This is a genomic window from Mesorhizobium sp. M0208 (assembly GCF_040322015.1).
Lineage (GTDB): Bacteria > Pseudomonadota > Alphaproteobacteria > Rhizobiales > Rhizobiaceae > Mesorhizobium.
The window spans coordinates 1-11,977 of the sequence record NZ_JAMYSP010000073.1 but is presented as its reverse complement, the minus strand read 5'-3'; the positions used below and the strand labels follow the sequence as shown (position 1 = coordinate 11,977).

Here is an 11,977-nt window from a genome sequence, read left to right as displayed (position 1 = left end):
GACGAGTTCCTCGACGCTGGCGCGCTGCCGACGCTTCACGATCGCTACGGGATCTCAACTTCCGAGCTCGTGCGCCGCGTCCGCACTTGGAGCGAGAAGTAAGAGCTCTCCCCATGCAACAGTTGAGCCATCGACTTGAACTGTGAGCTGGCTAACCCCGCCGCGGTTGTCGCGCTCGTCACAGCGTTGTGGACTAAGGACCTGGGCTTCCCTGATGCCTGTCAATCGGGCACATCCTGCGCGGCACTGGTTGAGCACCGGCCTCCTGTTCAGATGCGGCTGGACGAGCTGTCTTCCAGTGGTAAGGAGAGAACTTCCTAGGATCTTGAACACACATCGAGGGCATTCGAGGACTTGGTGTCAGGCCCCCTGGTGCCGGTCTCCCGCGAGTTCGACGTAAGCAAGTTTCGGGATGTTGGCTCGTCTGTCCTTCGCGGCATATGGACCGGCGCGCGGCTCGCCTGTTCTCGGAACGGGTGTCACGGCACCGGTTTGGTCGAAGGTTGGTGGCGCGAAGCGAAAGAAGCTGGCCGCAACTACCTCGCCCGCCAGCAGGGCGACGCCGTCCTGGCCGCCGCCGGCTACAACTTCTCGCTCCTGCTCCGGTAGCGGAAGGCTCTTTTGGGGCTACTCATCGCCGCCCTCAAAAGTCAGCCGAAGGAGCTCGAAGCCTGACGGCCGATTACGGACATCTGCTGTTCGAGCAGGCAATCCCGAGCGACAACGGTGTCGTTGACGAACTGCGGCCTCATTTCGAGTCCGCCCATCTCGACGCACGGGAAGTGTATCATCGTACATCAGGATCGACTTCCATCCTGCGCCAACGGGCCCAGACTCCGGTATCATGCAGAGGTGGAAAGCTCATCTTCGGTCTGGCTCGCGATCCGGCTCGCGTTCGTGAGATTTCCCTGCGCCACCGGTCGCCGGGCTGAAGCGTCAGGATATCGGCGAAGACGCGGCATTCTTGAGCGTCCAGCTTGGGCGCGGGCCAAAGAGTAAATTCGGATCGCAGCAATGTTACGATCGCAAGCGGTGACACTCGGTCCGTAGGCCCAACTTTGATCAATCGCGGACGGGCGCCAATCTCTCACCGCAGCTCCCCGAGCGCGCGCATGCAGTGCCTCCCAGCATTTGTCGGCCGGCGAGCAACGAATTTGCCCTGCAGTGGATGACATTTAGCTGGCCAATCTGCTTGCGGTGATCGATGCGGGGGCAGCATTGTTGGGGTTTGCACGAAATCCGCGTCGCACTGAGCCGGCATCAGCCGCCCCGATCTCGCCAAGCAACAAGGACAGGCCGCACCTAACCCAAGGCCACCGAAGCGGCACGGACGTTCAGTCGATGTTTACCATTCGCTATTATCTTTCGCGAAGCGGCAAGGTTCTGAGTACCGCGCAAGTCAAAGGGCCTGCTCCAGACAATGGGGCGGGCCTTTTTGCGTCACTTTGGAGAACGGACTCCAACGAATTGCCGGTTACCTGAAAAATAGGCCCCAGGCTGTGAAACGTCGAACGTGGCCGGGTTGTTGGCGCATCCGCAATCGGTTGGAAGGCAGGCCCCATTCTCGCGATACTCTGCCAGCGTCAGGGCTGGGCCAGCGGTAGGTTAGGGCGTCACGACCCGCAACATGGCGGCGTCATAGACGAACGAAACACGATTTCGTCCATGTTGTTTCGCTTCAAAAAGGCACCGTCCGGCAGTGCGAAGGACATCCTGAGCATCTGCATTGGGAGAAATTTCCGCGCCTCCAATGCTGACAGTCACTTTCACGCCATGAGAGCGCGTTTAATTAAGTTGGGGTCAATTCGTGGCAGCAGGGTTCGTGCTATGAAGAAGGGACCGGTTCCCAACCGCGGCGAGGCACTTGCCTTCATCAGTGCCAGTCTCAAAGAACTGGAGGCACTGCGCGGCGGGTCTCGTGTATTGTCGCGTCGACTGACCAGTGCGCTTGATGCGCATGGTGGATGCGGTGGCTTCACCTGGGTGACCGCGAGCCCCATCGATGTTTCCTGGCCCAGGGAACCAAAACCTTTAACCGGTGCGAAGAAAAGGCATGACGTCGGCGCGAAAAAACAGCCGGACGGTCACTCCCTCCGCCAGATGCCGTTGATTTCATTAAACCTTTTGTCGGTATCTTCTTGCGGCCCCAATTTCGGCCCCTAACGGACAGACTCGTCAGTGAGTCGTGGGGCTCGGGAACAGGAACTTGTACCCTTCCTTGAGAATCCACCGGGCGCGGGCGAGATGAGTTTCCCAGGCTCGGTGCGCCCGCTTCGGTTCCTTCTCGGGATCGATATGCAGCACAGTCCTGGCAACCACGCGCCAATCCTCGTCGTCATAGGCGGCGTCCAGCAGCCACATATACATGGCGACGCGTTTATTGTCGTATGGGGTGAGGTAGGGCTCGCTTGGCGCTTCGTCCGCGACCTCGGGATCCGGAAGCGGGCTGACCACTACGCCGCCTTCTTCGGGTCGCCGATGACGCGCGCCGGCAGATACGCTGGAGCCGGGGGCGGCAGCAAAAAATTGTTGTCAGCTGCAGTGCTCATGCGCGCAATATACATTGCGAATAGTGCCCATTCAACGCTGCGATCAAGATGGACGCGGCACGAGTCTTGCACGGCGCTCAACACGGCGAAAACCAAAGAAAACCGTATGCGCTCCCTCGGCCATATCAATCGATTTTATCCGACGTGTCACATCCGCGTGATCTAGCGACACCTAATGAAAGCGGCTAAGGGGGACCGTGGTTTGGGGAAAAATTCTTATGAACAGCCAAAAAGACGCAGAGCGTATCCGTGCCGAAATGTCTATCGCACAGGCGATTTACGACGCCATTTGCGAGATGAACGGATCTTCGTACAGGCAAGACAAAGTACCTTTGCGGTGGGATACTTCGTCAGGCACACCGTTGAGCCTGATGAGTATTGACGGCTTTTTCGAATTGCGGGAACTGGCCCGGCGGATAGCGTCGAAGATCGACACGCCTGCGCTCATCAGTCTCAAAAGCCACACCGCGCAGCCGTCGAAAAAGATTGACTTCCACTAGGGTAGACTTGCCATCGCCGTGAAAAGGTTGCTCGAGATCACGTCGAGCATGGCATCCACCTGGCCCGTGGCGCGGTTGTCGCGCTGGTCGACGCCATCCGCGCCTGCGAGGTCGGTGACGCTTGCGCCGGCCCAAGCACGCGCGCATTCTGCCCCGAACCAAAAACTGGGGAGGGCCGAATGTTCGAAATCGGAAGAGATTACCGCATCACCATGATTGTAGCGGTTCCGGGCGACTGGAGCGACGAAACTGGCGTCTGGACGGTCGCGGAAGTTGATGGGACGCTAGTGAAACTCACCAATCCCTACACCCCGGACACGATCATTAACACGGCGTCATGGCATTTCGTCCGCGCCGAGATTGTCTAGGCGCAACTTAGAAGTTGTCGAACAGCCCCGCCGCCATCATGCCGCCGATCAGGTCCTGTCCAAGATTGTTGGGGTGAGTTCCGTCTCCAGGACCCATCCAATGACGTAGTTGAACTGGTTGATGATGCAGCGGCGGTACAGATCGACCACTGGCACCCTGTTTAGGGCGCAGACCTCAAGCATGGCGTTGGCGTAGTCGATCAGCTGGCTTCCGGCTCCTCCCGCAGTGCCGTCCAGCGTCCGCCATATCGGCGTCGTGAAGATGAGCTTCAGGTTCGGCCGGGCGGTCATGATCGTCTGGATGCCGTAGTTGATGGCTCCCTTGAAGGTCGCCCCGGTTATGTCCGCATTGGTGCCGATGGGGCACGTCGGGCCGGCGCCGGTGAAGTCGTTGGTGCCGAACGAGGGGATCAGGTAATCCAGCAGGCTGTAATCCACCGATGCCATGCGCGCTGCAATCGCTGGAAAGGTGCCTCCGATGACCGTTGCTGCGGCTATCTGTTGGGAAAAATCACCGGAGGCAATGGCATCGGCCAGCCGGTAAAACGAGAACTTGTCATAGTTCGCAGCATGGTTGGCCATGCGGGTACCGCCGCCGCCGCAGTTGGTGATCGTCATCCCGGTGCGCTGGGCAATCTTGGCGGTCGGCGTGATGCCCGGCCAGATGACACTTTCGATGATGCTATCGCCGAAGTGCGCACCGATCTTGCCGGCGAACTGCGAGGCCGGCACGGAGGCAACGTCCTTGGCCAGTTTGTCAAACCGGCCATGGTTATCGATCAGCCGGCCCGGTGCCTTCTGGATGGCCCAGCCGGGAAGGTAGGCATCCGCGGCCAAGGCCCCTGTCGGAAGGATGCGGAGCTGGTGATTAAGGTCGTAGGTAACGTCGTTCTGGGTGACCACGATGGGCAGCGAAATATACGTCAGGCCATTGACCGTTTTGGTTATCTGAACGGTCTGGGTCACCCCGGACGACACCGGAATGTAGTGGATGAACTGGATGGACTGGGCACTCCCCGCCATGAAGGCGAAGATACACCAGACAGTTTCTCCCACCGTCAACCCTGCTTCGGCTACGGGCGTCTTGATGTCGTGCAGCGTGGCCGGCCGGCAGCTTGATGGCCTTGGTGCCGAAGGGCGAGCCTGCCGGCGCGTTGACCAGAACAGGAGGAAACCCGCCAGCCGATGCTCCGATCAGGGGGTTGCCAGCATAGTCGTTGGTGACGCCGCTGGCCACAATGCGGAAGAACGGGTCGATGTTAAGCTTCGGGTGCGCATCCTCCGCCACCATGGCCGCAGATTGGAGAGCCCCGCCGATGTAGGTCAGGCGTGACTTGGCCTTCTGGACAGCCCAGCCGAGCACGAACAGGCCATTCGCACCGACGCCGGCAGCGATGTTGAGCCGAACCAGCAGGCTCGTGCCAAACGTGACATCGTTCTGGGTCGGCGTGACGGTCAGCCCAACGCTCATGTAGCCCAGCCCGCCCGCCACTGCCGGGTTGACCGTGTTGCTCTCGTTGTGCGCCACCCCGGATGACACCGCGATGCTGCCGATGATCTGAAGGCTTTGTGCGGCGATCAGATCAACGATGATTTCAACGGGTTCACCAACCCGCAGGCCGAGGTCGGCAGCGGACACTTTGAGGTCCAAAAGCGTCGCCCCGACCGACAGAGACAAGGCGCCACGCCTGTCGTTCAATTTTGGCAAGATGATACTCGGAAATCTGTTCATGGCGGCGACGGTGCGGCATGCCGCAAAATAGGAATATATTCGGCATCCCGTCAAGGCACCTAGACTTCGTCCCGCCCTCAACGCCTGCTCGCCGCGGGCATTTTGGGGAAGCATGAATCAAGTTATGTGCGTTTGTAGCCATCACGGGCTGCGCTACTCGCCCAGCCGACGTCAATCCCATGCTGGTTTCGTCCAGCGTATACGCGGGCAAGTCCTGCAGCCAGTTGGAAGCCGAACTTTACCGAACGAATTCCGACCTGGCGCCGATAATGGCCGTACAAGACAGAATCGCCCGCCGTGACGTGGACGGCGTGTTTTGGCTTGGCTTGCCGGTTGGCAGCATGATGGACAACACAGACATCAAGGCACGTGAAGCCAAGACCCGAGCTGAAGGGCAACATGAACGCGATCAACGCAGCCCGACGAAAGGGCGGCTGTGTTGCCGGCACTCTGTAAGCCGTTCCAACGTTAAAATTGTCGGCTTGCTTCCCGCCCTCGCGACTGCGGAGTGGTCGTTCATTGATTGACTCGCGTAATGCACCGGCAGTTAATCTCCTAGCAAGGGCAAAAGAGGGGCTATGAAACTGGGAGCAAACGATGACTGTCCAAAAAGAAGACTATCGAACCAACAGAGCCGACTACGCCATAGCTGCCATGCATAGCCGAGCGACCGCTGAGGGCGATCGTGACGATTTGTTGACGAGGAAAAAGTCCCTGTGGGTAACAGATTGGCGATCTGCAAAATTGGCTGCAAACCCGTCCGAAAGCTCGCCAGAACCCAAGGCAAAAGCGCGCGGTAAGTGAATCGGACGCCAGCCACTTTCTTACCGCCGCGTACTTCGTTCGCATGGTTCGATTTATATTAGATTTATCTAAAATACTAACCAGCCAGTCGAGCATTCCCGAACGCTCGCTGGTCAGGCCCAGCGGCCCCCCTAACCCAAGCTGCTGGGCCGCCCGCTAAGGAAGTGCGTGTATCGCTGATACGGTTGTCAGTGACCCCCTCCGTACCGCGGCCGCAACCACGTCACCGATGCCAACGCCCTGCATCGGTACCGCTCAAACGAATGGCAATTTTCTGTCTTGATGCGTTTAGTATCCATTGTCCGGAGACCCGCGCATGGGTGTCGCGTCGGAGACAAGTGACTCCCCTTTAAAGGCATCGAGATGCTACGAGCGCTGAAAAGTCAGTTCCTTAGACCTAAAGATCGGGCGATTTGCCAGCGGGTTGTCGACCAAATAACCGCCGACGCTAAATGGTACAGCACTTCGATAGACGGTCAGATTCTGGCCTCGACCACGCTGAATCTCTTTCAATCAGGGGTCGTAAACGAAACGAATTTGCTGGCACATGTTCGTGCGCGGCGCCACGACTTCACTAAACTGACAGGCTAGCTCCACCCGGGCGGAAACAGCGCGTTTCAGCAAATCGTGAATTGACCTGCATCCATGGAAGCCGGTTGGCGGCACGGCAGTTGGCTGAAGATCAAGAGCTACATGGTGGAAGAATATGACTTGCTCGGCGGGTGGACCGGCCGCTGCGATATTTGCTGTCGCGGCGGCCAACACACCCAAGTGGCCGGCTGCTGTCATGCGACCACAGAGCCGCCACGTCAGGATTGTGGAGCAATGACTTGTCGAAAGATCCGCGCGCAAACTGTTCAACGAAGAGACCCGCGATAGTCGCGGGTTGGCTCCATTGGATGGCGTAGCCCGATACTCAGCCATTCGTCAGCCTCTGCAGGCGCTTCTCCGCTTTGTCTAGCGCAATGCGGCGCGCGATGACCTTTGCGCTGTCACCACGCTTGGTGTGCTGTTTATCGCCCGGCAGTCTCACCAGACGTTGACCAGGGCGCCCCTTATCCGTGGCGGTTTCGTATTCTCGCCGTTCCATACTCACACTCCCTTGCGCACAGCCGCGCAGAACGCGCTGGAAAAATGCGAAAGATTCCCGTGCGGCCATTGAAAATGACCTGATGCATCGTGAGCTTCCAAATCTATGCGCAACTGTTCCAACTCGCGAAGCGGCACCATCGCGGCCTCCAATGCGGCGGCGCGCGACAGCAGCACGGCTGCCGTATGTCGCGACGCTCCCGCAGACGTTTAGAAATGATGTCAATGGCAACCATAAGATCGCCGACCAACTTGCTCAGTTCGGCGGCACGCTGCCGTTTTCCCGTCGCCGAGTCGGGTTCATCACCAAGCAGGGCTGCAACGCTGGACGGAATGGACGGACCGCGCGCTTCGGCCAGTTCTTCACGCAGGCTCGCAAGCTCGCGATCGGCCAAACATTTTTGGGAGTTTAGGTCCTGAAGTTGCCGTTCGAGTTTTGCGAATTCCGGGTCGACATCGGTCAATTCGGGCATTACGAAAGGTCAGCTTTTGACATTTTACTGGTCTCCAAAAAGTTCATTGATGACCTCGACAAGCGCGGCGGCATTGATTTCGACAGATTTGCGATGGCGAGAGGCCTGCCAGTGACTTGGCGCGCCCGCGCTGAAGCGTCGGGTGTCGATCTGGTCGATCGGCACGACTTCCGGCCAACTAGTGACTACGGCGATGATGATCTTTGCTGCCCGTGCTTTCGCCTCTGGCGAGCCAGTTGCAGCGATCTCGGCCAGGACGTCTAGCTCTTCACCAGTTGTGGCAACACTGATAGCAAATGGCGCGCCATCAGGAACGCCTTCACGGCGCAGGGCGCGGTAATCGCGCACCGCGTCAACAACAGCACGCAAAGGCACGTCCAGCGCCGCGCCAAGCATGAGTGACGCCACGTCTTGCGGGCTGAGATCTGGAGATGTCCCAGGCGCACCGGGCGGGAGAACAGCGGCGTCCGTGAGTATGCGGGCTACCGCGCCCACGCGCCCTTCATCGAAGCCGATACGCCGCACAATGGCGGCTACGGCTGGTTTTGTCGTAGGCATATTTGATCCTTGAGTTTGGAAATTCGTAAGCGCCTCGCCGATCACCTATGGGTTTGGGCTTGATGTTTTCCGGAATCGCCAGGGCATGAGTTCCTCGATCTGGCTCTGTGGATGGCCGTTGATGATGGCCTCGAGGGTTTCGGCGAGGTAGGCAACGGGATTGACGTCGTTGAGCCTGCAGGTGGCCACGACGGATGAGAGCAGCGCCCAGTTTTCGGCCCCGATCTCGGAAGCAGCGTCATAATGCCCGGAATCCGGGATTCGATGTTGTTGTCACTTATCCATTTCACCCGCTGACTGGACAGACCGTTGTCGTAGTCGGTGAGTATGAGTACGACGGCATTCGTCATCTTTTGATCCGGCAGCCGCATGGCGGGAACTTCCATCTTCCGGAGTGGATGGTCGTCCCACAAGCCGGCTCGGTTGCGATCGTTGCCACGCCCAGACTTCCGCTCACGCACCTCCTCGAAGTTCGCGCACTTGTCGATCATCTCGTAGCGTCTCGTCCGAGAGACTCAAACTCTGGAGGAGGACATGCCGATGAAGAATCCGCCGCGAACCCAACTGGATTTGTTCACGCCCGCCGCGCCGCCGGCCGAGATGTCGAGCGAGGAACGGCTGAAGGCGGTGGTGCTGTTGCAGTCTCTACTCGTCGAAGCAGCGTCCGTGCCAGGCGCTGGACTGTGGAGCCGGAAGCGGAGGGAGGCGGGCGATGAGCAAGATTACCGCTGAGCACCTTTGCCGGAGCGCCATCATCTACATCCGGCAGTCGACGTCCTATCAGGTCGTGAACAACCTCGAGAGCCAGCGTCGCCAATACGGCTTGGCCGAGCGGGCCCGGCAGTTGGGTTGGGGCGAAGTCCAAATCGTCGATGATGATCTCGGCCGATCCGGTGCCGGCACGGCTCGGCCCGGCTTTGAGAAGCTGTTGGCTGCCATCTGCGAACGTCGTGTCGGAGCAGTCGTCTCGCTGGAGGCCTCGCGGCTGGCGCGCAATGGCCGAGACTGGCACACCTTGCTTGAGTTCTGCGGGTTGGTTGGAACCTTGATAGTGGATGAAGATGGTGTCTACGATCCGCGCCTGATCAATGACCGCTTACTGCTTGGCATGAAGGGCACGATGAGCGAGATGGAGCTTTCGTTATTCCGGCAGCGCTCCATCGAGGCGCTCAGGCAGAAGGCTCGGCGTGGGGAGCTCCTGCTGACTGTGGCTGTCGGCTACGTCAAAGGGGAGGATGGGCGGCTTGACAAGGATCCGGATCGTCGGGTGCAGGACGGCCTTGCTTTGGTGTTCCGTAAGTTCGCCGAGCTGCAGTCGATCCGGCAGGTTCTGCTCTGGTTCCGCCAGGAGCAAGTCCTCGTTCCGGCCGTCGTTCAGGGCCGCGACAAGCAAGCAACTGAGTGGAAGGCACCCGTATATCACACGCTGCACCACATGCTGACGAATCCAATCTATGCCGGCGCCTACGCTTTTGGCCGACGCGGAACGCGCGTTTTGATGGAAGACGGCCGCAAGCGCGTTGTGCGCGACAGCATTCGCCGGAACTGGAAGGATTGGGAGGTTTTGATCCGCGACCACCACGAGGCATATATTTCCTGGGAGGAGTTTGAGAGGAATCAGCACCTGATTGCTAACAACGCCAACGGAAAGAGTTACCTGGGCCGGGGGGCGATCCGCCGCGGCGAAGCCTTGCTGCCCGGTCTTTTCCGCTGCGCTCGCTGCGGCCGTCGATTGCATGTCGCTTACAGCGGCAAAGGCGGCAACACCCAACGTTACGTATGTCGCGGCTCATTCAGCGACCAGGCCGTCGACAACTGCATCCGCTTCGGCGGTATGCGGGTTGACCGGGCGGTCGGCCAAGAGGTTGTCGATCGCCTGCAACCGCTCGGCATTGAGGCGGCACTGGCTGCGATGGAGGCGCGGGGCCAAGAGCATGGCGATAAGCGACAGCAGGTCGAGAATGCTTGCCGGCAGGCGCGATACGAGGCGCAGCGCGCGCGCCGCCAATACGATGCGGTCGATCCCGAGAACCGCCTTGTCGCGAGCGAACTTGAGCGACGCTGGAACGAGAAGCTGACCCGCCTTGGCGAGCTTGAAGAGGAGCTCGATCGCCTTGTCGCCCTGCAGGCGCCGACGGTCTCTGCCGAGGATCGTGCGAGACTGATGGCTCTCGGGAAGGACCTCGCCCAGGCCTGGGACAGCCCGGGTGCTTCGGTCGAGACGCGCAAGAAGATCATTCGCTTGTTGGTCAAGGAGATCATCGTCGATGTCGTGGACGACACTTTGGCCATCATCATCCACTGGCAAGGCGGCGATCATACGCGCCTCATCGTGAAGAAGAACAAGATCGGTCAGACCCGCTGGACGATCAAAGGCGATACCCTTGATCTTGTACGGGTACTGGCCCGCCAGATGCCGGATCTGTCGATCGCCGCCGTCCTGAATCGCGCCGGCAAAACGACCGGAAAGGACAACAGCTGGACGCGCACCAGGGTCTGTGGCCTCCGCAAGACCCATGGCATCGCACCCTACCGTGACGGCGAACGGGCCGAGCGTGGCGAAGCGACGCTCGATGAAGCGGCTGCAATCCTGCAGGTCAGTCCGTCAACTATTCGCCGCATGATCAACCGCGGCACCGTGGCAGCGAATCAGCTATGCAAAGGGGCACCCTGGATCATTCGCCTCTTGGATCTTGAGGATAATGCGGTGCGGCGTGAAGCTGATGCGAGGCGATCACAGCATGGCAAGCGTCCGGCGTCTGATGATCCGCGCCAAAATGTCCTTAGTTTATAAGGCGATCGACAGATGAGCAGTATAACGCACCGCCGTCATGGCCAGCAAAGAGAGCATTTTTTCTGGTCAAGCATACGGGCCGGATGGCGTTTTCGACCGGGTTGGTGTCGAGCTCGAGCCGGCCGTCGCCGAGGAAGCGGGTGAGCCCTTCCCAATGGGCAAGACCATAGCGGATGTCTTCGGCCAGCTTTGAGCCCGAGGAGATCATCGACAATTGCTTTTCAAACCACGGCTTCAAGGCGGCGATGATCGGGGTGGAGTACTGCTGTCGGGCGGCGAGCCGAGCTTGTGGCGTCATGCCGCGCACCGTCGCCTCGACGGCGTAGAGCGTAGCGATCTGGCGCACGGCAGCTTCGGCGATCGGGGACTTGGTGTTGCGCGCCAGCTTCACAAAACGTCGGCGCAGGTGGCTCCAGCAATGGACGAGCAGCCACGGTCCTTGTGGCCGCTCCAGGCGTGTCAGCCGGTCATAGCCCTCATAGGCGTCAACCTGCAGGAATTGTCCGCCGAAGCCTTGAAGGAAGCGTTCGGCATGCTCGCCGCCGCGTCCCGGCGCATAGTGGAACAGCACGATGGGCGGGCCTTGGCCACCATGGCCGCGGTCATCGCAAGCGATTGCCCAGAAGAAGCCCTTCTTGACCTTGCCGCGTCCGGGATCGAGTACCGGCGCGGTGGTCTCGTCCATGAACAGGCGCTCGGCCGCAGCCAGATGCCCGCGCATGTGGTCGGCTATGGGCTTGAGATGGAAGCAGGCCCGGCCTGCCCAGTTGCCCAGTGTCGCCCGATCCAGCTGGATGCCCTGGCGGGCGTAGATCTCGGCCTGCCGGTAGAACGGCAAATGATCACCGAACTTGGCGACGATGACCTGGGCGATCAGCGCCTCGGTCGGCAGGCCACCAGGCACGATATGCTCAGGCGCATGCGCCTGCACGACGGCGCCCGAGCAGCGCCGGCAAGCGTATTTCGGGCGGCGCGTGACCAGCACGCGCAGTTGCGCCGGGATTGCGTCGAGCCGCTCGCTGACATCCTCGCCGATCCTGGCCATCTCGCCGCAGCCGCACGGACACAGCGTGCTCCTGGGCTCGATGATCCGCTCCACCCGCGGCAGAT

Annotated in this window: 16 protein-coding genes and 2 pseudogenes; 8 read left to right on the top strand and 10 right to left on the bottom strand. The window is 60.0% G+C overall.

Going from position 1 to position 11,977, the window contains the following annotated elements:
* Positions 1-357: 357 nt before the first annotated feature.
* Both NKJ17_RS32850 and NKJ17_RS32845 read left to right on the top strand, forming a co-directional pair.
* The gene (locus NKJ17_RS32850; RefSeq protein WP_352691855.1) at positions 358-609 is read left to right on the top strand and encodes a hypothetical protein; all 252 of its coding nucleotides are present in this window, start codon (positions 358-360) and stop codon (positions 607-609) included.
* A gap of 1,056 nt (positions 610-1,665) precedes the next feature.
* Complete coding sequence (locus NKJ17_RS32845; RefSeq protein ID WP_352691851.1) at positions 1,666-2,163, top strand: hypothetical protein; 498 nt, start codon at positions 1,666-1,668, stop codon at positions 2,161-2,163.
* Positions 2,164-2,175: 12 nt separating this feature from the next.
* Here the strand turns inward: NKJ17_RS32845 and NKJ17_RS32840 are convergent, their stop codons facing one another.
* Complete coding sequence (locus tag NKJ17_RS32840; RefSeq protein ID WP_023722441.1) at positions 2,176-2,454, bottom strand: hypothetical protein; 279 nt, start codon at positions 2,452-2,454, stop codon at positions 2,176-2,178.
* Positions 2,455-2,767: 313 nt separating this feature from the next.
* Here NKJ17_RS32840 and NKJ17_RS32835 point away from each other — a divergent pair, with 313 nt between their 5' ends.
* Together NKJ17_RS32835 and NKJ17_RS32830 are read left to right on the top strand one after the other, a co-directional pair.
* Positions 2,768-3,049, top strand: coding sequence for a hypothetical protein (locus NKJ17_RS32835; protein ID WP_023722439.1), 282 nt, complete (start codon positions 2,768-2,770; stop codon positions 3,047-3,049).
* A 179-nt stretch (positions 3,050-3,228) separates the two neighbouring features.
* Positions 3,229-3,417, top strand: a complete 189-nt coding sequence (locus tag NKJ17_RS32830) for a hypothetical protein (protein ID WP_023722438.1) — start codon at positions 3,229-3,231, stop codon at positions 3,415-3,417.
* A gap of 48 nt (positions 3,418-3,465) precedes the next feature.
* On the opposite strand, the gene NKJ17_RS32825 is transcribed toward NKJ17_RS32830, so the two are convergent.
* Positions 3,466-4,383: an SGNH/GDSL hydrolase family protein gene (locus tag NKJ17_RS32825; protein WP_352691850.1), complete on the bottom strand. Its 918-nt coding sequence runs from the start codon at positions 4,381-4,383 to the stop codon at positions 3,466-3,468.
* Positions 4,286-5,125 carry a hypothetical protein gene (locus tag NKJ17_RS32820; RefSeq protein WP_352691848.1) on the bottom strand — a complete coding sequence of 280 codons (840 nt, stop codon included), beginning with the start codon at positions 5,123-5,125 and terminating at the stop codon, positions 4,286-4,288. The genes NKJ17_RS32825 and NKJ17_RS32820 overlap by 98 nt, the downstream gene beginning before the upstream one ends.
* Before the next feature lie 203 nt (positions 5,126-5,328).
* Between NKJ17_RS32820 and NKJ17_RS32815 the strand changes: the two genes are divergently transcribed.
* On the top strand, positions 5,329-5,676 hold the full coding sequence (locus NKJ17_RS32815; protein ID WP_352691846.1) for a hypothetical protein: 348 nt from the start codon (positions 5,329-5,331) through the stop codon (positions 5,674-5,676).
* A 790-nt stretch (positions 5,677-6,466) separates the two neighbouring features.
* On the opposite strand, the gene NKJ17_RS32810 is transcribed toward NKJ17_RS32815, so the two are convergent.
* From NKJ17_RS32810 to NKJ17_RS32785, 6 genes are all read right to left on the bottom strand, one after another.
* Positions 6,467-6,742 (bottom strand): hypothetical protein, encoded by a 276-nt coding sequence (locus NKJ17_RS32810; protein ID WP_352691845.1) that lies wholly within the window; start codon positions 6,740-6,742, stop codon positions 6,467-6,469.
* Positions 6,636-6,854 (bottom strand): HK97 family phage prohead protease, encoded by a 219-nt coding sequence (locus NKJ17_RS32805; RefSeq protein ID WP_352496746.1) that lies wholly within the window; start codon positions 6,852-6,854, stop codon positions 6,636-6,638. The genes NKJ17_RS32810 and NKJ17_RS32805 overlap by 107 nt, the downstream gene beginning before the upstream one ends.
* A 15-nt stretch (positions 6,855-6,869) precedes the next feature.
* Complete coding sequence (locus NKJ17_RS32800) at positions 6,870-7,112, bottom strand: hypothetical protein (RefSeq protein ID WP_023722868.1); 243 nt, start codon at positions 7,110-7,112, stop codon at positions 6,870-6,872.
* Between the two features lie 34 nt (positions 7,113-7,146).
* Positions 7,147-7,515, bottom strand: a complete 369-nt coding sequence (locus NKJ17_RS32795; protein WP_352451786.1) for a hypothetical protein — start codon at positions 7,513-7,515, stop codon at positions 7,147-7,149.
* Positions 7,516-7,539: 24 nt separating this feature from the next.
* Complete coding sequence (locus tag NKJ17_RS32790; protein ID WP_352691843.1) at positions 7,540-7,911, bottom strand: hypothetical protein; 372 nt, start codon at positions 7,909-7,911, stop codon at positions 7,540-7,542.
* A gap of 207 nt (positions 7,912-8,118) precedes the next feature.
* Entirely contained in the window at positions 8,119-8,262 is a 144-nt protein-coding gene (locus tag NKJ17_RS32785; protein ID WP_352691841.1) for a transposase domain-containing protein, read from the bottom strand.
* A gap of 5 nt (positions 8,263-8,267) precedes the next feature.
* Here NKJ17_RS32785 and NKJ17_RS32780 point away from each other — a divergent pair.
* The 3 genes and pseudogenes from NKJ17_RS32780 to NKJ17_RS32770 form a co-directional block, all read left to right on the top strand.
* Positions 8,268-8,555, top strand: a pseudogene (locus NKJ17_RS32780) (DUF5372 family protein); the annotation flags it as partial.
* A gap of 52 nt (positions 8,556-8,607) precedes the next feature.
* Positions 8,608-8,805, top strand: coding sequence for a hypothetical protein (locus NKJ17_RS32775; RefSeq protein WP_352691853.1), 198 nt, complete (start codon positions 8,608-8,610; stop codon positions 8,803-8,805).
* Complete coding sequence (locus NKJ17_RS32770) at positions 8,786-10,867, top strand: recombinase family protein (protein ID WP_352691840.1); 2,082 nt, start codon at positions 8,786-8,788, stop codon at positions 10,865-10,867. The genes NKJ17_RS32775 and NKJ17_RS32770 overlap by 20 nt, the downstream gene beginning before the upstream one ends.
* Positions 10,868-10,892: 25 nt before the next feature.
* On the opposite strand, the pseudogene tnpC reads toward NKJ17_RS32770, so the two are convergent.
* Positions 10,893-11,977 (bottom strand): annotated as a pseudogene (tnpC, locus tag NKJ17_RS32765) (IS66 family transposase); the annotation flags it as partial.